The organism is Dubosiella muris (genome assembly GCF_004793885.1).
GTDB lineage: Bacteria > Bacillota_I > Bacilli_A > Erysipelotrichales > Erysipelotrichaceae > Dubosiella > Dubosiella muris.
On record NZ_SRYG01000006.1, the window covers coordinates 41,954 to 63,080 of the forward strand.

General features: G+C 42.0%; 18 protein-coding genes. 17 read left to right on the plus strand and 1 reads right to left on the minus strand.

Annotated elements, in window-relative coordinates; genetic code table 11:
• Positions 1–17 precede the first annotated feature (17 nt).
• Positions 18–1,634 (minus strand): putative manganese-dependent inorganic diphosphatase, encoded by a 1,617-nt coding sequence (locus tag E5336_RS04025; protein ID WP_135979790.1) that lies wholly within the window; start codon positions 1,632–1,634, stop codon positions 18–20.
• Between the two features lie 104 nt (positions 1,635–1,738).
• Here E5336_RS04025 and E5336_RS04030 point away from each other — a divergent pair, with 104 nt between their 5' ends.
• The 17 genes from E5336_RS04030 (at position 1,739) to E5336_RS04110 (ending at position 21,108) form a co-directional block, all read left to right on the plus strand.
• Positions 1,739–3,058 (plus strand): CCA tRNA nucleotidyltransferase, encoded by a 1,320-nt coding sequence (locus E5336_RS04030; protein ID WP_135979791.1) that lies wholly within the window; start codon positions 1,739–1,741, stop codon positions 3,056–3,058.
• A gap of 4 nt (positions 3,059–3,062) precedes the next feature.
• A complete protein-coding gene (locus E5336_RS04035) occupies positions 3,063–4,028 on the plus strand; it encodes a DNA recombination protein RmuC (protein WP_135979792.1) in 966 nt (321 codons plus the stop codon).
• On the plus strand, positions 4,012–4,536 hold the full coding sequence (locus E5336_RS04040) for a macro domain-containing protein (RefSeq protein WP_135979793.1): 525 nt from the start codon (positions 4,012–4,014) through the stop codon (positions 4,534–4,536). Before E5336_RS04035 ends, E5336_RS04040 begins: the two co-directional genes overlap by 17 nt.
• Entirely contained in the window at positions 4,533–5,096 is a 564-nt protein-coding gene (mnmM, locus tag E5336_RS04045; RefSeq protein WP_135979794.1) for a tRNA 5-(aminomethyl)-2-thiouridylate-methyltransferase MnmM, read from the plus strand. The genes E5336_RS04040 and mnmM overlap by 4 nt, the downstream gene beginning before the upstream one ends.
• A 131-nt stretch (positions 5,097–5,227) precedes the next feature.
• The gene (locus E5336_RS04050) at positions 5,228–5,866 is read left to right on the plus strand and encodes a bifunctional 4-hydroxy-2-oxoglutarate aldolase/2-dehydro-3-deoxy-phosphogluconate aldolase (RefSeq protein WP_135979795.1); all 639 of its coding nucleotides are present in this window, start codon (positions 5,228–5,230) and stop codon (positions 5,864–5,866) included.
• Position 5,867: 1 nt separating this feature from the next.
• Positions 5,868–6,890: a sugar kinase gene (locus E5336_RS04055; RefSeq protein ID WP_135979796.1), complete on the plus strand. Its 1,023-nt coding sequence runs from the start codon at positions 5,868–5,870 to the stop codon at positions 6,888–6,890.
• 193 nt (positions 6,891–7,083) lie between these two features.
• Positions 7,084–8,109 (plus strand): acyltransferase, encoded by a 1,026-nt coding sequence (locus tag E5336_RS04060; protein WP_277820776.1) that lies wholly within the window; start codon positions 7,084–7,086, stop codon positions 8,107–8,109.
• Positions 8,110–8,336: 227 nt separating this feature from the next.
• On the plus strand, positions 8,337–9,113 hold the full coding sequence (gene rfbF, locus E5336_RS04065; protein ID WP_135979798.1) for a glucose-1-phosphate cytidylyltransferase: 777 nt from the start codon (positions 8,337–8,339) through the stop codon (positions 9,111–9,113).
• Positions 9,092–10,171 (plus strand): CDP-glucose 4,6-dehydratase, encoded by a 1,080-nt coding sequence (rfbG, locus tag E5336_RS04070; RefSeq protein WP_135979799.1) that lies wholly within the window; start codon positions 9,092–9,094, stop codon positions 10,169–10,171. Before rfbF ends, rfbG begins: the two co-directional genes overlap by 22 nt.
• A complete protein-coding gene (rfbH, locus tag E5336_RS04075; protein WP_135979800.1) occupies positions 10,164–11,507 on the plus strand; it encodes a lipopolysaccharide biosynthesis protein RfbH in 1,344 nt (447 codons plus the stop codon). The genes rfbG and rfbH overlap by 8 nt, the downstream gene beginning before the upstream one ends.
• Before the next feature lie 36 nt (positions 11,508–11,543).
• Complete coding sequence (locus tag E5336_RS04080) at positions 11,544–12,467, plus strand: NAD-dependent epimerase/dehydratase family protein (protein ID WP_135979801.1); 924 nt, start codon at positions 11,544–11,546, stop codon at positions 12,465–12,467.
• Positions 12,468–13,400, plus strand: a complete 933-nt coding sequence (locus E5336_RS04085; protein WP_135979802.1) for a glycosyltransferase family 2 protein — start codon at positions 12,468–12,470, stop codon at positions 13,398–13,400.
• A gap of 9 nt (positions 13,401–13,409) precedes the next feature.
• Positions 13,410–15,095 carry a hypothetical protein gene (locus E5336_RS04090; RefSeq protein ID WP_135979803.1) on the plus strand — a complete coding sequence of 562 codons (1,686 nt, stop codon included), beginning with the start codon at positions 13,410–13,412 and terminating at the stop codon, positions 15,093–15,095.
• A gap of 39 nt (positions 15,096–15,134) precedes the next feature.
• On the plus strand, positions 15,135–16,988 hold the full coding sequence (locus E5336_RS04095; protein WP_135979804.1) for a hypothetical protein: 1,854 nt from the start codon (positions 15,135–15,137) through the stop codon (positions 16,986–16,988).
• Positions 16,989–17,000: 12 nt separating this feature from the next.
• Positions 17,001–18,233, plus strand: a complete 1,233-nt coding sequence (locus tag E5336_RS04100) for a lipopolysaccharide biosynthesis protein (RefSeq protein ID WP_135979805.1) — start codon at positions 17,001–17,003, stop codon at positions 18,231–18,233.
• Positions 18,230–20,062 (plus strand): thiamine pyrophosphate-binding protein, encoded by a 1,833-nt coding sequence (locus tag E5336_RS04105; protein ID WP_135979806.1) that lies wholly within the window; start codon positions 18,230–18,232, stop codon positions 20,060–20,062. Before E5336_RS04100 ends, E5336_RS04105 begins: the two co-directional genes overlap by 4 nt.
• Before the next feature lie 272 nt (positions 20,063–20,334).
• On the plus strand, positions 20,335–21,108 hold the full coding sequence (locus E5336_RS04110) for a DUF4422 domain-containing protein (RefSeq protein ID WP_135979807.1): 774 nt from the start codon (positions 20,335–20,337) through the stop codon (positions 21,106–21,108).
• The last annotated feature ends 19 nt before the right edge of the window (positions 21,109–21,127 follow it).

Sequence of the window (21,127 nt, forward strand, 5' to 3'; positions counted from 1 at the left end):
TGAAAAACATGTGCTTTTTAAAGCGCGTCTTTGAGGCGGTTTGTGATCCAGGGAAGAATTTGATTTTTTCTTGACAGGACGTGTTCCATGAACAAAGGCGTTTGTTCCGTTGTTTCCAGGACGGATTTGAGCGGGCCGCCAAAGTAAAAGTACGAGCCTTTTTGCAAAATGTCGGTAAACACCATAACAAACAGGTCGGCGCCTTTGCGAAGCGCCTGCTCCTCGAGGGCTTCCTCGATTTGCTGGGCGGTGCAGGCGATGTCCTCGATGCTGGGAATCACGGCTTGCGCGATCAAAACGTTGCGGCTTTCGATGGTGAAGGCTTTGACGTCTTCTTCCAAAAAGCGGCTGGCGCTTTTTTGAGAACAGTTGGATGCCATGAAATACATGTCGTAAGCCAAATCGTCGGTTTTGACGGCGGCGATTTGGGAAAGTCGCTCGGCCAGCTCGATGTCTTTGGCGGTGGTGGTCGGGGACTGGAAGTTCATCGTGTCCGAGATGATGGCGCCCAGCATGAGGCCGGCCAGCGCTTTTGGAGGCTCGATGCCGCTTTCGAAAAACATGCTGGCGATAATGGACGTGGTGCTGCCGATGATTTCGTTGCGGAAATAAATCGGCCGGGTCGTGGAGAAGTCGTTGATGCGGTGATGGTCCACGACTTCGAGAATCGTCGCCTTTTCGATGTTGGGCACGGATTGGGAAAACTCGTTGTGATCCACGAGGATCATCGACTTGTTTTCGTAGTCGATTCCGGCGTCTTTGAGCAAGTAGCCGACCAGCCGGTGCTGGTCGTTGACGACCGGATAGGCGCGGAAGCGGTCTTTGCGCATTTTTTTGGCGGCGTCTTCCATGAACTCGTCGATGTGAAACATGTGCACGCTGCCGGACATGAGTTTTTGGATCGTGGGCGCGAAAAACAAATAACGGGAAGTGTTCATCGAGCCGTGACCTGATATAATGATCGGGCAGTGCTTTTGGGCGGCGAGCTCGAGGACTTCCTCGTCGACGTGGCCGCTCCAGACGATAATGAGCATGCCGGCGCCTTGCTCGAGCACTTGTTTTTGGGAAGCCGTGTCGTCGCCGATAATGACGATGCGGTCTTTGACCTGGTAGCGGTCCGCCTTGTGCCGGGACAGTGTGACGATGCTGACTTTTCCGTTCAGGTGGAGCTGCTCGTCGTCGAAGACGAGGTTGCCGTCCAGCGTTTTGGCGACGTCTTTCGTTTTGACGTCTTTGAGCAGGTCGATGCCAAGCGCGGTGTCGGCCAGGGCGATGACGCCTAAATCGTTGGTCGTGATCATGCCGACGACTTTTTGCTCGCTGTCCACGACGGCCATGAACGGCTGATGGCAGCGCCGCATTTTCTCGAGCGTTTCAAAGATGGTCGCGTCCTGCTCGACGACATACGGGCGCTCGAGCGGCAAATCGTACAGCCGCACTCTGGCGTCTTCGAGCAGTGGGGGCTCGTCAAAGTGGAACCGGTTGAGCAAATAGGCGGTTTCGTCGTTGAGCGGGCCAAGACGGCACGCCACGGCGGGAATCTGGTTTTGATTTTTTAAGTAGGCGTAACTGATGGCGGCCACGATCGAGTCCGAATCCGGGTGCCGGTGGCCGGTAATATATATCGTGTTCATACTTGAACAGTACCATAAATCCCTGAAAAGGGAAACAAAACGAAAAACTTCGTGTAGAAAAGAAACACTTTTTTTATAATAGGAAAAGAACAGAGAGGAGCACTATGAAACTTCCGGATTCCATTCAAAAAATCATGCGCCGGTTCCATGCGGCGGGCTATTTGTGCTATGTCGTAGGCGGCGGCGTGCGTGACACGCTGCTGGGGCGGAAAGCGCACGACTATGACTTGTGTACCGACGCCCTGCCGCGTCAGACGATGGCGTTGTTTGAAAAAACGATTTTGACAGGGGTGCGGCATGGCACGGTGACGGTCGTTGTCGACCACGAGCATGTCGAGGTGACGACGTTTCGTACGGAGAGCGGGTATGTGGATCACCGGCATCCGACGTCTGTTTGTTTTGTCAAAGATGTGCGGGAAGATTTGGCGCGGCGGGATTTTACGATAAACGCGATCGCCTACGCGCCGGAAACCGGAATCGTCGACCCGTTTGACGGAAGAGGGGATTTGGCACGGCGGCGAATCCGGGCGGTCGGGGATCCGGATCGCCGGTTTCAGGAGGACGCGCTGCGCATGGTGCGGGCCCATCGGTTCGCGGCTTCGCTTGGCTTTGCGATCGAGCCGTCGACTTTGGCGGCAATCGAGCGAAACGCGGCGCTGATTCGATTCGTGGCGGTGGAGCGGTTGCTTCCGGAATGGATGCGGATATTGCGGGACGATCCGTTTCAGGTGCGGAAGATGCTTTCTTTGTGGCGTCCGTGGCTGCCGGAATTGGAGGCGGCGGCCCATTGTGAACAAAACACGCCGTATCATTCGATGGATGTGCTGGATCACACGTTGTGCGCGATTGGCCATTTGCGCTCGTTTGATCCGATGTGCGCGTTTGCTTTGCTGCTCCACGATTTGGGGAAGCCATTCGTTCGCACGACCGATCCTGACGGCCGGGACCATTTCAAGGGCCATCCCAAGGTGAGTGTCGAAATCGCTAAGCGGGTTTGCCGGGATTTGAAACTGCCGAACGCGTGGAAAAAGACGATTCCGGAACTGGTTCGTTATCATGACGAGATCGTGAAACCGTCTTTGAAGTGGTTGTATCGGTTTCGGGTCGAGCAAGGCTGGGACGAGGAAATGATGCGGCGGTTGTTCGCGGTGCAGTACGCGGATATCATGGCGCATTCAAACGTGGGCCGACAGCGGCTGGCCGCGCTTGGGGAAATGATTCGTTTTTACGAGGAGGAGTCGAAGAGGCGTCCGCTTTGTCTGGCGGATCTGGCGCTTTCGGGGCAGGATGTCATGGCTCTGGCGCCGGTTCAGGGAAAAGCGGTTGGCCAGGCGTTGAAAAGTATGCTGGATTTTGCGTTTTACCATCCGGAACAAAATACCCGGGAGGGATTGACGCGTTTTATAAAGGAAAGGATTCATTGAGAATATGGAATTGTTGATTGTTTTACTGCTCGTTGTCTTGCTGGTGTGCGTGCTGGTTTTGTTTGTGTATTTGCTCAATCAGGGCCGGCGCAGCGAGTCGATCAACGCGCAGCTGCTGGCGAAAAACCAGGAGGCACTGACGGTGTCGTCCATGGCGGATCAAAAGATGGTTTCGCGGTTCGACTCCATTTTAAGCCAAATGCAGGCGCTGCAAAAAAACCAGATCCACTCAGCGGATTCGCTGGAGTGGGTGCAGGAGCAAGTCGAGGGGATGGCGCAAGTCATGACGAACACAAAGCGGCGGGGCAACTGGGGCGAGTACCAGCTGGATTACTTGCTGGGGACGTATTTGGGAGAGAATGACTCGATTTACTCGACGCAGTACACGCTGCCGAATGGAAAGATCGCGGACGTGGCGCTGCATTTGCCGGGAACGAAGCAGGTGCTGTGCATCGACTCGAAGTTTCCGATGGAAAACTTTATGCGCATGGACGACGATCCGGAGAGCCGGGACTACTACTTGCGGTTGTTTATGCAAAATATTAAAAAGCATATTGACGATATTTCGAATAAGTATATCAACGCGTATACGGCGCCGCAGGCGCTGATGTTCATTCCAAGCGAGGCCATTTACCAGTTTGTGTGCGGCAACTGCGACTCGTTGTTTAGCTACGCGCTGCAAAAACATGTGATGCTGACGTCGCCAACGACGCTGGTGGGCATTTTGTTTTCGTTGCAGACGAGCACGAACGACTTTTACCGGGCGCATCATTTGGAGGAGATCGAGCGGGAATTGTTTAAGCTGAAAGACGACATCGAGCGGCTGGAGGAGCGGACGGAGAAGTCGCTGAAATCGCTGGACGCGTTGAGCAAGCAGTTCCAGTCGGTGTACATTTCGGCGCGTAAGATTGGGACGCGGTTTGATTCGATGATCGAAGGAAAGGATGGACAACATGATTTCGACAATTAAAGGCGATATAACGGGCTTGGATTTTGATTTGATCGTGAACGCGGCGAACGACCAGTTTTTGCCGGGCGGCGGCGTGTGTGGCGCGATTTTCGCGGCCGCGGGTCCCGCGCTGGCGCAGGCGTGCGCGGCGCTACCGAAGGGAAAGGCGGGTGATGTGCGAATCACGCCGGCTTTCGACTTGCCAAGCAAGGCGGTGCTACATGCGGTGGGTCCGATTTACGAGGGAACGAAGCAAAACGCGGAAGACTTGGCGAGCTGTTACTGGAATTGCGTGGCGCTGGCGTACGAGTATATGCGGGAGCATGAATTGTCGCGGGTGAGTTTGGCGTTTCCTTGCATTTCGACGGGGATTTATGGCTATCCGCATGAGGCGGCTTGCGATGTGGCGATCCGGACGATTAAGAAAATCCGTTCGGCGTATCCGGATACGAAGGCGATCGACATCGTGTTTGTTTGTTTCGAGCAAATCGACTATGAATTGTATAAAAAGGCGCTGCGCTCGCTATGAAGTCGATGGTGGAGATCGCGCACGCGTTTCTTGAACCGTGTTTGCATCGGCAGGCTGTTTGCGTGGACGCGACGTTTGGCAACGGGAAGGATACCGCGTTCTTTGTGGAATGTGGCGCGCGGCTTGTGTACGCGTTTGACATTCAAAAAGAACTCATTGAAAAAAGAAGGGGCGATTTCGATGAAAGGGTGGTTGAGCTGATTGTGGATTCACATGCGCATTTGGATCGGTATGTCGACAAGCCGGTGGACGCGATCGTGTTCAATTTTGGTTTTTGTCCGCATGGGGATGAAACGATTACGACGATGCCGAAGGAGAGTGTGGAAGCGGTGCGAAAAGCAATCGGGCGCTTAAGAAAAAAGGGGCGGATGGCGCTGGTCTTGTATCCGCATTTGTTTGGAGAACAGGAATCGGACGCGCTGGAGCGGGTGTTGAGGCGGATCGACCCGCATGTGGCGACGATTCAGAGAGTGGAGAGTGTGAATACGAAAGCGGGGCCTTTTGTGCTGCTGGTGGAGAAAAAAGCAGGGGAAACAGGGAGAGAGTCGGAAACGATCTGATTCTCTTTTTTTGTTTTTAACCAAAAAATATATGCAGATTTTTTCAGAAAAGTTAAATTTAAAAAGAGAACGAAACATTTAATGAGGTATAATGAATAAAAAGAGAAAGATAAGAAAGGTGATATATTTTTATGACAAAAATGTTTGAAAGATTTCATGATCTAGGGATCATCCCGGTCGTCGTTCTCGACCATAAAGAAGACGCCGCGCCACTAGCCAACGCCCTTTGCGAAGGCGGTCTTCCCGCCGCGGAAGTGACATTCCGCACCCGCGAAGCCGCCGCCTGCATCGAGGCGATGAAAGCCGCCCGTCCCGACATGCTCGTCGGCGCGGGTACGGTTTTGACGACAAAACAAGTCGACGAAGCCATCAACGCGGGCGCGCAGTTCATCGTTTCCCCTGGATTCGACGAGGATGTCGTTCGCTACTGTATCGAAAAAGACATTCCGGTGACGCCGGGAACGTGTACGCCAAGCGACGTGCAAAAGGCGTACCGCCTCGGACTCGATGTCGTGAAGTTCTTCCCGGCCGAGCCGGCAGGCGGTCTGGCGATGATCAAAGCGATCGCAGCGCCTTACAACATGATGAAATTCATGCCGACCGGCGGCATTTCCGAAAAGAACATGGATGCGTATTTGAAAGAGGACGTCATCCTGTGCATCGGCGGCAGCTGGATGGTGAAAAAGGACTTGATCGAGGCGAAAGCGTTCGATCAGATCGAAGAAATGACGCGGCAGGCAGTCAAAAAATTGAATGAGGTAAGAGGATAAAATGAAAAAAGTCATTACATTCGGAGAATTGATGCTCCGGCTCGCGCCGGCAGGCTACACGCGTTTCGTGCAGGCCGATAGCTTTGGCGCGACCTACGGCGGCGGCGAAGCCAACGTCGCGGTATCGCTGGCCAACTACGGCCACGACGCGCATTTTGTCAGCAAGCTGCCAGCCCATGAAATCGGGCAGGCGGCGCTGAACTCGCTGCGCAAATACGGTGTGAACACAAGCGACATCGTGCGCGGCGGCGAGCGTGTCGGCATTTACTACTTGGAAAAAGGCGCCAGCCAGCGTCCAAGCAAGGTCATTTACGACCGCAAAGACAGCGCGATCGCGAAAGCGAACCCGGAAGACTTCGACTGGGATCAAATTCTGGACGGGGCTGAATGGTTCCATACGACGGGCATCACGCCGGCGCTCAACGACGAGGTGGCGGCCATCACGTTGGAAGCGATGAAGAAATGCCATGAAAAAGGCATTCCGGTATCGTGCGACTTGAACTACCGCAACAAGCTGTGGAGCAAGGAAAAAGCCAACAAAGTGATGAGCGAGCTGGCGAAGTACATCGACGTGTGCATCGCCAACGAGGAGGACGCCAAAGACGTGTTTGGCATCGAAGCGGCGAACACGGACATCCATGGCGGCCAAATCAACCACGAAGGCTACAAAGACGTGGCCAAACAGCTGATGGACACGTTCGGCTTCCAGAAAGTGGCGATCACGCTGCGGGAAAGCATTAGCGCGAACCGGAACTTGTGGAGCGCGATGCTGTATGATGGCAACGAGTACTGCTTCTCGAAAAAATACGATTTGAACATCGTGGACCGCGTAGGCGGCGGGGACTCATTTGGCGGCGGATTGATCCACGCCTTGATGGAAGGCAAAAACAGCCAGGACGCGATCGAGTTCGCGGTGGCGGCCAGCGCGCTGAAGCACTCGGTGGAAGGCGACTACAACCTGGTGTCGGTGGACGAGGTCGAAAAGCTCGCCCAGGGCGATGGTTCGGGACGCGTTCAGCGATAAAAAACATTATTTTTGAAAAAGTGCTAAAAAGATAAGCACTTTTTATTTTGGAATCATAAAAGAAATAGAAAATAGTGTGATTGCGATGCGATGGGGAATAAAAAGTTGTAGAGGGGTATGATAGATGGTATTTTAAATGGCAAAGAAAGGAATTTGATTTATGAGAATTTCAAAAGAATGAGCCTTAAATTATTTGGATCTTATGAGCGTAAGCAGTGCGATTATGGTTACGTTTCTTCATGCAAATAATTGCTTTTGGATTTTTTCGGCTACGGAACGTTATTGGAAAAGTGCGAATATAATTGAAAGTATATTTTATTGTGCCGTCCCGCTTTTCTTCATGATCAGTGGAGTAACACTTATGGATTATTCTAAAAAGTATTCAACTAAGACTTTTGTGAAAAAAAGAATGAAAAAAGTGATGATTCCGTATGTTTTTTGGAGTTTAATAGGGATATTTTGGACCCATTATCTTTTTCCTTGGAATGGGCAGAAGGCTGTTCTTTCTTTTAAAGATATTGTTGCATTTTTAGTAAATGGAAATGGAATTCGCTATTTTTGGTTTTTTATTCCTTTATTTATGATTTATATTTCAATTCCGTTTCTAACTTCAATAGATGAAAAGAAAAGAATAAAAATTTTTAGTGGATATGTTGTACTTTACTTACTGATCAATGGGTTGATTCCATTTTTTAATTCGTTTTTTTCTTTGGAATGGAATACGAGTAGTTGGGCTATTCCGGTGATGGGAGGTTATTTGGTTTATCCATTAGCTGGATATGTCATCCATCATAGTGAATTTTCAAAGTCGCAGAAGAGATTCATATATTGTGCTGGTATTATCTCTTTGATCGTCATGATTTTAGGGACCTATTTCTCTTCCATAAGGATTGGAGCGATTAGTGAATTGTTTAGAGGAGATAAGAATTTACCGTGTTTATTGTATTCTTTTTCTTCCTTTTTATTCATAAAAGATATTTTTCCAAAAATTAAGCGAATTGACTGGTTTCGAAAAGGAATTGCTTTTTTTCGTTCTTACACTTTTAGTATCTATTTGCTTCAATTTTTTATTTTTGACTGGATTGAGCGATTTTCTGTAGTTGACCAACGCTCGATCTTATATAGATTGTATTTTCCCTTTGTACTTTGTACTTTTATTGTAGGGATCACAAAATTTATTCGGTTATTTTCCTTAGGAAGGCTGGTGCTCCCAAAGTAAATTGAGGGAGATTTGCGAGAAAAAGAAAGGGGTTGGATTATGGATTACATCGGTTACATTTATTTTCATCTTTTTTTTACCTTTATACTTGCTATAATGACCATGGCAATGTTGAATGCAAGTGAAAATTCATTGGCATAATAATCCGAAAAAGTTAAACGGGGGCTATGACTTTTTGGCGGAGAATTGAATTTTTAATCACTATCAAATGTCGAAAGGAGAATATAATGAAAGTAGTTATTTTAGCTGGCGGTTTTGGAACGCGAATTAGCGAGGAGTCCTATTTAAAACCAAAACCTATGATTGAAATTGGAGAGAAGCCGATCTTATGGCATATTATGAAATATTTTTCCCATTTTGGCTTCAATGAATTTATTATTTGTTTGGGGTATAAAGCACATAAAGTGAAAGAGTTTTTCGATGATTATTACCTCTATACATCGGATATTCAGTATAATTTTTCAACGGGAGAAAAAAAGGTTTTAAACAATTCAGCAGAACCTTGGAAAGTAACTTTGATTGATACAGGGTTGCACACATTGACGGGTGGCCGTTTAAAACGGGTGAAAGATTATATTGGTAATGAGCCTTTTATTATGACATATGGAGATGGAGTGGCTGATGTCGACTTAGAAAAATTAATTGAGTTTCATAAAAAAGGCAATCGTTTGGCGACGATCACAGCGGTTCAACCGGGAGGACGATTTGGCGTTTTAGATTTAGCAAAAGATGGACAAATCAAATGTTTTAGAGAAAAATCAGTTGAAGATGGAGGCTGGATTAACGGAGGCTTTATGGTTCTTGAACCTAAGGTATTAGAATATATTGAAGGGGATCATACGACTTTCGAACGTGAACCACTTGAAACCATTGCATCGGAAAATCAGTTGGATGCGTATAAGCATCACGGTTTTTGGCAATGCATGGATACAATGAAAGACAAGCAGCAGTTGGAAGAATTATTTGAAAAAGGAGAAGCACCATGGAAAGTTTGGAAGGATTAAAAAAATTTTATCAAGGGAAAAAAGTTCTCATTACAGGACATACGGGTTTTAAAGGATCATGGCTTTGTGCGATTTTGCATTATTTCGGAGCGGAAGTGAGTGGAATTTCTTTGAAGCCGAACACGAATCCATCCCTTTATGAGGTGGGAGGAATTGATGATTTGGTTCATTCGTATATTTGCGATATAAGAGATCTGAATAAAATGGAAAAAATCTTTTCAGAAGAGAAGCCGGAAATCGTTTTTCATCTGGCAGCCCAGCCGATCGTTTTGGATTCTTATACGGATCCGGTATACACCTATGAGACGAATGTAATGGGAACAGTCAATGTTTTGGAATGTATTCGAAAAACACCAAGTGTAAAATCGGTTGTCAATATCACAACTGACAAAGTATATCAAAACAATGAATGGAACTGGGGATACCGGGAAATTGACCGTTTAAATGGATATGATCCATATTCGAACAGCAAATCGTGTTCAGAACTGGTAACCGATTCATATAAAAAATCATTTTTGGAAGAATTGGGGGTTATTGTTTCTACAGCACGTGCAGGAAATGTGATTGGCGGCGGTGACTTCGCGAATTTCCGAATTATCCCAGACTGTGTAAGAGCCATGAAAGAAGGAAAAGAAATTGAAGTGCGAAATCCAAATTCTACTCGACCATATCAACATGTGCTGGAGCCGTTATTTGCCTATTTAATGATTGCAAAAGAGCAATATTTAGATAAATCAAAAGCGGGAAGCTACAACATTGGACCGGACGAGACGGACTGCATTACGACGGGTGATTTAGCGACAATTTTTTGTGAAGAGTGGGGAGAAGGCGCAAAATGGCATGCGATAGATTATAATGCGCCTCATGAAGCAAATTTTTTGAAGCTGGATTGTTCGAAATTAAAATCAATGTTTGGATGGAAACCAAGATGGAATGTACGAGAAGCCGTAGGAAAGACGGCAGAATGGTCGAAAGCCTATTTTGCTAACGAAAACGTATTGGATACGATGTTGAAGCAAATTAAAGAATATTTAAAGGAGGAAGAAAACAATGTTTAAAAATAAAACAGAGCAGGAAGCAAGAAACGAAATTCTTCAAATGGTTAGTGAATATTGTGATACATACCACAACCAAAACAAAGAGTATCAGGAAGGGGATCGCATTCCTTACGCGTCACGTGTATATGATCACGATGAAATGGTCAATCTCGTCGACAGCTCTTTGGATTTCTGGTTAACGTCTGGGCGTTATACGGATGAATTTGAGAAGAAATTGGCAGAGTATTTGAATGTTCGGTTCTGCTCATTAGTCAATTCGGGATCAAGCGCGAATTTATTGGCTTTTATGACATTGACATCTCCATTATTGGGCGAGCGTCGTGTAAATCGTGGAGATGAAGTCATCACGGTTGCGGCGGGCTTTCCAACAACTGTGACTCCAATGATTCAATATGGTGCAGTGCCTGTTTTTGTGGATGTTACAATTCCGGGCTATAACATTGATGTGACAAAGCTGGAAGACGCTTTGAGTCCAAAAACAAAAGCCGTTATGATTGCCCATACTTTAGGAAATCCGTTTGACTTGAAAGCAGTAAAAGAATTTTGTACCAAAAATAAGCTTTGGCTGATTGAAGACAACTGTGATGCGTTGGGATCAACTTACACGATTGATGGAGTGACAAAACAAACAGGAACAATTGGCGATATTGGAACTTCCAGCTTCTATCCGCCTCATCATATGACGATGGGAGAAGGTGGCGCTGTCTATACAAACAATCCTGTTTTGAATAAAATCGCTCGTTCTTTCCGTGATTGGGGAAGAGATTGCGTATGCAACCCGGGACAAGATAATATGTGCGGACATCGTTTTGACCGCCAATATGGAGAACTTCCAATCGGTTACGATCATAAGTATGTTTATTCTCATTTTGGTTACAACTTAAAGGCCACAGATATGCAGGCGGCTATTGGATGTGCGCAGCTAGAAAAATTTCCTACATTTGTTGAAAGACGAAAAGAAAATTTTAGACGAATGAAGGAAGGACTCAAAGGATTAGAAGAATATTTAATCTTGCCAGAAGCAACAGAAAATTCGGATCCAAGCTGGTTTGGTTTCTTGATTACGTGCAAAGAAGGCGTAGATCGGAACGCGCTTGTTCAATATATTGAAGACAAAGGCGTGCAAACGCGGATGTTGTTTGCCGGAAATTTGACAAAGCATCCATGCTTCGACGAAATGCGTGCAGAAGGAAAAGGCTATCGAATCGTAGGCGACTTGACAAATACGGATCGTATTATGAATGAATCGTTCTGGGTTGGATTGTATCCGGGCATGTCCGAAAAGAAAATTGATTACATGGTGAAAGTAATTAGAAACTATTTTGAAGAAAACTAACTTCAAAATAGTTTTCGTTTTGTTTGAGGCAAATTTATGAAGAAAGAAAAAGCTATTATTACAGGCGGCACGGGAATGATTGGAATCGCTCTCATTCAATGCTTACTGGCTAATCATGTAGAAGTCACGGTTCTTATGAATCCAAATTCAAATCGGAAAGCGGTTTTAGAACAATTTAAAGACATTCAAATTGTTTTGGCTGATATGAGTCAGTTAAAACAAGTAGAAACCATTCTTCCCAAAGATTATACATACTTCTTCCACTTGGCGTGGATGGGAACATTTGGAGATTCCAGAAATGACATGTATCTGCAAACAAAAAATATTGAATATACTTTAGATGCAGTGAAATTAGCCAAGGCATTGGGATGTGAAGTGTTTTTAGGAACAGGATCTCAAGCCGAATATGGACCGGTAAAGGAAAAAATGAGTGCAGAAACTCCAACTAATCCTGTCACAGGATACGGGATCGCAAAATTGTGTGCGAATAGAATGAGCCGGATATATGCCCAATCTTTAGAACTTCGCCATATATGGGTGAGGGTATTAAGCGTATTTGGCCCATACGATGGTCAGGGAACAATGGTTATGTCAGGGTTGAGGAATATGCTGGCCGGGCATGAAGGAAAGTATACCAAAGGCGAACAAATGTGGGACTATCTTTATTGCGAGGATGCGGCTCAAGCGCTTTATCAGGCGGCAAAAAATGGAAAAGATGGAAAAATCTATCCATTAGGAAGCGGTGAAGTAAAGCCCTTGAAAGAATATATTGAAATCATGCGGGATAATGTGGATCCGAATCTTTCGTTAGATTTTGGCGCTGTTCCTTACTACCCAAATCAAGTGATGTATATGTGCGCTGATATTGAAGATTTAAAAAAAGATACTGGATTTGAGCCTGAACATACATTTGATGAAGGCATAAAAAAAACAATTCAATGGATCAAGGAAGGTGACTAAATGAAAAAAATCAGTGTTTTGGTTCCTTGTTATAACGAGGAAGAAAATGTTATTCCCATGAGCGAGGCGTTAACCGTTCTTTTTCATGAGCAACTTCCTACATACGATTATGAAGTGGTTTTTATCGACAACTGTTCGACAGATTCTACACGGGAAAAACTACGCCTAATCTGCAAAAACGACTCCAACATAAAGGCGATTTTAAATGCTAAAAATTTTGGGCAGTTTAATTCACCCTATTATGGCATGTTACAAACAACTGGAGATTGTGTGATCTGTTTGTGCTGTGATTTCCAGGATCCAGTCGAGTTGATTCCCAAGTTCATAGAAGAATGGGAAAAAGGATACAAGATCGTATGCGGAGTAAAAACGCAAAGTGAAGAAAATCGGTTTGTCCGCTTTTTAAGAACTTGCTACTATAAGGCGATTAAAAAAATGTCCGATGTGGAGCAGATTGAACATTTCACTGGATTTGGTCTTTATGACCGTTCTTTCATCGAAGTCTTGAGAGATTTAAAAGATCCTACTCCATTTTTAAGAGGAATTGTCGCGGAGTTAGGGTCAAAAAGAAAAGATATTCCATACACGCAGGCAAAACGTCGGGCAGGCAAAACGCATAATAACTGGTACAGTCTTTATGATGCTGCCATGTTGAGCTTTACATCGTATACGAAGATTGGATTGCGTATTGCTACGATTGGTGGATTTATTATTTCGATGATCAGCTTTTTGATTGCGATCGTTTATTTCATTTTAAAGCTCATTCATTGGAATACATTCCAAGCCGGGATTGCGCCGATTCTTTTAGGCATATTTTTCTTTGGATCGTTACAGCTTTTCTTTATTGGGCTGGTTGGAGAATATATCATGAGTATGAACACGCGGATCATGAATCGGCCTCTTGTGGTGGAAGAAGAGAGGCTGAACTTTTAAGGAGATGCTATGAAAGAACTAAGGATAAATTATAAATCAATAAGGCTTGGTTCTTTTCTGTATCTGGCTTTTCCTGTTGTGTTGTTTTTTATAGGTTTTGTAAAATGGAATATCACGCTTCCTGCGATTCTTTTTATTGGATGGATTGTTTTCAAGCTGGGAAGAGAAAAGGAAGCCCCCGGATATGTAACGTTCAAAATAAACACTTTATTCATCGTTATTGTTGCTTTTATTCTTTGGGCGTATCTTGGAGGACAAGGTGGTTTATTTTATCAAACAAGTGATTGGAATGAACGGAATGCGATTTTTAGAGATTTGATTCAATTTGATTGGCCTGTATACTATCCAAAAACAGATACGATGTTGACCTATTATATTGGCCATTGGCTTCCGGCAGCAGGTATGGGCAAGATAATCTATATTTTATCTTCTAATCGCGTGCTTGCCTTTCAAATCGGAAATCTATTTCTTGCGTTGTGGACTATTATCGGGATTTTGTTTACTTACTTGTTGATGATAATTTATATTCAACCAAAATCAAAAAACTTAAAGTGGATCATTCTGATTGTTTTTATTGGTTTCAGTGGTATGGATGTAATTGGATGTGTTCTTGAAAAATGGAACTGGCAAACATTTATGGAGTGGATGCATTTGGAATGGTGGTCGCCAGGCTATCAATTTAGTTCTAATACTACCGATCTTTTTTGGGTCTTTAATCAAGCTATACCAGCTTGGGTGGCAACCATGTTATTTTTGAATGAAAACTCTCCAAAAAATTATGCGTTCATCATTAGTTGTCTTTTATTGGCGGCTACTTTTCCGGCAGTGGGACTTGCGGCTTTGATGATTGGAAAATATATAGGCGATTTAATACGAGCAATTCATTTGAGATCACAAAAACAATTTTTAGTAGAAACATTCTCCGTTTCGAATATAGGCGCGATTCTCTTTGTTACTCCTTCCATGATTGCATACTTATTGATGAATAGTGCGATCGGAAAAACAAAAGAGAACATTTATCTATTGCCAGACCAACTTCTGCTTACTTCAACAATGAAGGGATTGATACTCGGGATGAGTATCGTCGCACTGATTGGATTTGTCTATATTTGGAAAAGAAGAAAAGAAATTCAAACACAAAAATCACTAAAATTTATTTTAGGATCGTTGATTTTGTTATTGCTCTTAATCGGGATGGTCATCACACATCCAGAGACTCGAAGAATTTATTTTGTATTTTTGGCTTTAGAATGCGGAATATATTGGCTTTGCTTAGCTCCGGATTTTGCAAACCGTTATTTATATTATTTGATTGCAGGAACTTTGTTAGTATTTCCTATGATTCATATTGGAACTTCCATTGATTTTTGTATGCGGGCATCCATTCCAAGTTTAATTATTTTGACCACTTTATGTGCAAAGAAAATATGTGATTGGATCTATAACGGAAAAAAATTTAAAGGAATACAAAATATAAGTACGATTTTTCTTGTTGGATTTCTTTGCATAGGCAGCGTAACTCCTATAGTAGAAATGGGAAGAGGAATTTACAAAGCTATGGAAGCCGGGACGACAAGTCTTCAAGCCGATCAAATTAAGACATTAAACAAATATCACGAGACAGGAAGGACATACTATAATTTTGTGTCTGAAGATTATAAAAATACGTTTTTTTATAGAAATTATGCGAAATAGAAGTAGGAATGGAAGTGTAAAGTGAGGAAAATGATAAAAATGTTGAATCGACAAAATCAGATAAAGCAGTTATGGATCATTAATTTATTTTTTCTGATATTTTATATGAGTGCTGTTTATAATTCTAGTTGGAAAGTAGTAAGAGCCAATTGGATGATGGTAGAAGGGATTATAATTATTGGAAGTATAATTGCTTTATCATATAAGCTGGGAAAATATAAAATTGAAAAAAATTTCGAAATAAAAAAAATTTTAAGAAAGAATTGGTTGTTCTGTTTAATTTTTACAGGAAGCATCCTTATTCGAATACCTCAACTTACTGGTGGAATTATTTGGGATGCAGGTGAATATTATGGACGACTAATTACCGCAACGGAAAAATTTGATTTTTCATTAACGTCTTTTTTGGATTATTTTAATTTAGCAAATCACCCCAATTATGGATATACTTTTTTCACAGGCATTGGAGAGTTTTTGTTTCCTAGAAAAGTTTGGGGAGTAAATTTAGTAGTTTTGGTTTTAACGGCATTTGCACTGGTTTTTTTATATAAAATTTTTAACAAATATATAAAACTTAATAAAACAACATCTTCTTTTTTGTGTGGTTTATTTAGCTTATCACCATTAGTTCTTGGAACAAGTGGATATTACAATCCAGATTATGGAATCGCTTTGTTTTTTATATTTATGTTGTATTTTTTACTTGAGCGAAAATACATTTTATTTGCATTTTGGAGTATTTGTTTTGTATTCACGAAAGAAGTCTCAGCGATTATTTATTTTTTCTTTATTGTAGGAATTATGATCGCAAAAATTCTTGAAAAAAAAGATGAAAAGGCTGGAAATGTATTTTTTACCATCTTTAAGAATCCAGTTATATATATATCAATGGTAGCCGCTTTGTTCTATCTTGGATATATGAAATATATTGGAGGAGTAACTAAATGGAAACAAGTAGAGGATGCTGGAAGTAATTTTACTTGGAACAATGATGGTTTTAATTGTTTTGGTTTTAATATAGAATATATAGTCCTTAAATTCCAGCAGATGTTTATTGAGAACTATAGATGGATTATTATTTTCCTAGTTTTATTAGGAAGCTTTTTGATTCTTCTCTTTAAAAAGAAATTGAACTTATCTGTTAATAAATATTTGCTTTTGAGTATTACTTTGAGCTTATTTAGTTATATTTGCTTTAATTGTTTATATATTACGTTTGCTTTGGTACGTTATAATTATATTTCTGATCTTCTAATTATTTTGGTTTTAGGGATGATAATTAGTGAAGTCTCAAAGTTAAAGGTGAAAAACATTATAAATGGATCATTAGTAGTAGTTTGCGTTATTTTTTGTGTAGAAAGTTTTATAACAACAGATCCTATTTCTAAGTCTATTTATCCACTTGTATCGACCAATTCGATTAGTATGGTTTATCCAGGTTATTTAGGAAAGAATATATATTATGGAGATAACTTAGTCTACAATAATCAATATTCGTTTCTTATAAATAGTTACGATCAGCTTTTAAAGAAGGTAAATTATGATGAAAATCAGATTGTGGCTTTTCCAGGAATCTTTGATGGTAGTCAAATCAACGGAAATGGCGAAATATATCAAGTAAACTGGGATAAAAATAGCTCAAGAAGAACGTTTGAGAATCTTTCTGATTCGATAATTCCGATTAAAGTGGAAAATTTAGAATCAATTCTTTCTATTAAAAAGAAAAAAGACATGCCAGAAGAAGTGGTAGTTCCTTTTATTCCTTACTTTTATTGGAATTTAGGTAAAAACGAAGTAAAAGAAGAAATGAAGAAAAATTATGAATTGATTTTAGAAGGAAAGACGGAAGGGATTCAAGGGAATATAGAATACCAATACTATAAAAAGAAATAGAGAGGGGTAAAAATGAACGAGGCAAAGACTTCTAAAAATGTAATCTATAATACCATAGGGACATTCTTTTATTTCTTTTGTCAATGGTTGACAACGATTCTTGTAGTTCGAATTAGTGGATATGAAGATGCTGGTATTTTGTCGATTGTGATTTCTTTTACGAATATCTTCTATTTCATTGCTTTATTTGGAGTTCGGAATTTTCAGGTTACAGATATTAACCATGAGTTTACGGATCGTGATTATTTAAATTCGCGACATATTACATCTGGAATCGCTCTAATTCTTTTTGTGATTTCGCTGTTTTGTATGCGATTTAGTCAGGTAACAGTAATATGTTGTATTCTTTATATGATATTTAAAGTCTTTGAAGGATATACAGATGTAATTTTTGGGATTTGGCAAAATCATGATGGATATTTTGAAATCTTGGTTTCCTATATTGGAAAAGGAATTTTAACGATTGCCGGTTTCTGTATTGGATTATATTTGTTTAACTTGCCTATTGCGATTGCGATTCAAGCACTGCTATATTTTTTGTTTATTGCGTTGTATGATGGGAATCAAATAAAGAAATTGGTGAGTGATTTTGAAGTCAAGACAAGTCAATACAAAAAGATGCTCATTCCCTGTGTACCTTTAATGATTTATGGACTGATCGTGCCGTATTTGAATTTTCTATCTCGGTATGTGGTGGAATTAAAATTTGGAACAGAGATTCTCGGTTATTACTCTTCTATCACGATGGTTTTTACTGTGATGAGTACATTAATGGGATCTATTTTTGTAACAGTGCTTCCTAAAATCGCTTATTTATATCAGACAGGAAACTATAAAGAACTGAATAAGTTTATTTTATTAGCAAACCTAGGAATTGTTGGATTTGGTGTTGTGTGTGTAGGGTTGGGAATCGTATTGGGAAATTTCGTATTTTCCATTTTGTTTGGTAAGCAAATTCTTGATTATATATACTTGTTAACACCAACAATTATTGCTTCAATTATTTTGTCTTTAGTTTCCTTGACAAGCTCTATTATGATTTCTTTTCGAAAGAATCATTTAATGCTGATGATCAATATAATCGGTGTTGTATTGTGTACATTATCTATTTCGCTTATAGTGGATTCTTTTGGTTTGGTCGGCGCTTTATATGCATTGATTATTTCCTTGTTGATTGTATATACTAGTTTATGGGGCGTTATTGAAATTATTATATTTAGACAAAAAAAGGAGGAGAGATTATGAAAATGCGATTAGCAGATTATGTAGCGGATTTTTTAGTAAATCATGGAGTGACAGATTGTTTTAGTGTCGTAGGTGGAGGTGCAATGCATCTAAACGACGCTTTAGGGCATAAGGATGGTTTGAAAGTAACATATAACCATCATGAGCAGGCTTGCGCGATTGCCGCGGAAGCGTATGCGCGTCTGGATAACCGAATTGCCGCGGTATGCGTGACAACGGGTCCTGGCGGAACGAATGCCTTGACAGGTGTTGTTGGAGGATGGTTGGATTCGATTCCAATGATGATTATTAGCGGACAGGTTCGATATGATACGACGGCTCGCTATGCGTTGCAGTTTACAGAAACCCCTTTACGGGCTATGGGTGATCAGGAATACGATATTGTAAAATCGGTTGCGCCGATGACGAAGTATGCGACGATGATCGAAGATCCGATGGATATTCGATATGCGTTGGAAAAGGCGTGGCATTTAGCAACGACAGGACGTCCTGGTCCAGTGTGGATTGATATTCCGGTGAATTTTCAAGGAATGTACATTGAGACGGATGAATTGAGAGGTTATGATCCTACTGAAGACGATGCACTGTTGCCGCCAGCGGTTTCTCAAGAAACGATTGATGAAGTTATTGAGAAAATTAAAAAAGCGGAAAGACCGGTTTTTCATGCAGGATATGGTATTCGACTTTCCGGGGCGTATAAGCAGTTTAGAGAAGTGGCAGAAAAGCTTGGCATTCCGATTGTAACGTATTGGAACGCAGTAGATTTGATTGAAGATGAAAATGAATTGTATTGTGGACGGGCTGGAAACATGGGAGATCGGCCTGGAAACTGGGCGATACAAAATGCGGATTTGATTTTAGCCATTGGTACGCGAATTTCAATTCGTCAGGTTGGATATAACTGGAAAACTTGGGCACGGGAAGCGGAAGTAATTATGGTCGATATTGATCAGGCCGAATTGAAAAAACCAACATTGCATGTAGAAATGCCGATTTGGGCGGATGCGAAAGACTTTTTATTGAAAATGAACGAATCTTTGACGCAGCCGTTGCCGAGAAAAGAAAAATGGCTGGAAACGTGTCAGAAATGGAAAAAAGAATATCCAGTTGTTCAACCTAGACAATGGGAAGAAAACGGAACAACAGCCAATGTATATGCGTTTGTTCACTATTTAAGTAGTCAACTGCCAGAAAATAGCTTAACAGCGGTTTCGAATGGTGCGTGCTGTGTGGTAGGAAACCAAACGTATGTGATTCAAAAGGGAAGCCGAATGGCCAATAACAGTGCCATCGCCAGCATGGGATATGGATTGCCGGCAGCGATTGGTACGTGTATTGGTGGAGGTGTACGGGATACGATTTGTTTGGAAGGCGATGGAAGTATTATGATGAACTTACAGGAGCTTCAAACAATTTTGACAAATCGACTGCCAATTAAAATTTTCTTAATCAATAACAATGGGTATCATTCCATTCGGATTACACAAACCAATTTATTTGGACAACATACAAAAGTTGGGATTGGACCGGAATCTTCGGATTTGTCGTTCCCGGATTTCGAAAAGATTGCGAAGGCTTTCGGGTATCCTTATTACAGTGCGCACAGCAATCAGGAAATGAAAGAAGTCGTAGATAAGGTATTGCAGGAGGATGGACCTGTATTTTGTGAGATTTTTACAGATACAAGCCAAGTTTGGGAGCCAAAAAGCAGTACCAAGCGACTAGAAGATGGAACTTTGGTAAGTCCGCCATTGGAAGATTTGGCACCATTCCTTCCAAGAGAAGAATTGGAAGAAATTATGATTGTTCCGATGGTAGATGAAAATTAAGGGATGTAAGGCTCTTAGTTAAGGATAGAAATTTTATGAAAAGCTATAATTTTCTTTCCTTTTGGAATGGGAGAGTTATAGCTTTTTATTTTTAAAAGTTGCTCATTTATTTTTGCTTGTTAGAGTTTATCCGTTTGAAGAAGATATATAAGGATAACTTATTATGGCATAACTCAGGATTCCGGGCATAAACCCATCATGCGTTGACATTCTTATGCCATAATGCCTATGGATAGAAGAAATTTAAGTTTTATTTTTTAGAAAGGAAAAATATGGATATAGAAATTATTGTGGCAACCCACAAACCATATAAAATGCCAACCGATCCAATGTATGTTCCATTACAAGTGGGGGCGTTTGGAAAAAAGGATATTGGATTCTTGCGAGACAATACGGGAGAAAACATTTCGTCTTTAAATCCATATTTTTGTGAATTGACGGGATTGTTTTGGGCGTGGAAAAATTTAAATGCCGAGTATATCGGATTGACGCATTATCGGCGCCATTTTAAAGGGAAGCATACTGGTTCTTCAAAGTTTGACCGCGTATTAAGCAAATCGGAAGCAGAAGCATTGCTGGCATCGACAGATGTGATTCTTCCTAAAAAAAGACATTATTACATTGAAACGATTTATTCTCATTACGCACATACGCATTATGAGAGGGAACTGATTGCGACCCGACAAATTCTTGTGGAAAACTATCCGGAATACGTTCCTTTATGGGATAAAGTGATGAAGAAGCGAAGCGCGCATATGTTCAATATGTGTATTATGAAAAAAGAAAAACTCGACTCGTATTGTTCGTTTATTTTTGATGTGCTGGATCGGTTAAACCAGAAAGTGACCGTGAGCGATTATGATGATTTTCAAGCCCGCTTGTTCGGACGAATCAGTGAATTGCTTCTTGATGTCTGGATCGACCACAACCACATAGATTACGTGGAAGTTCCTGTAATGCATATGGAGCCGGTTAACTGGTGGAAAAAGGGCACATCCTTTATTAAAGCAAAGTTTTTTGGAAAAAAGTATGAGGGAAGTTTTTAAGGCAGGCCCTTTTGTCCTG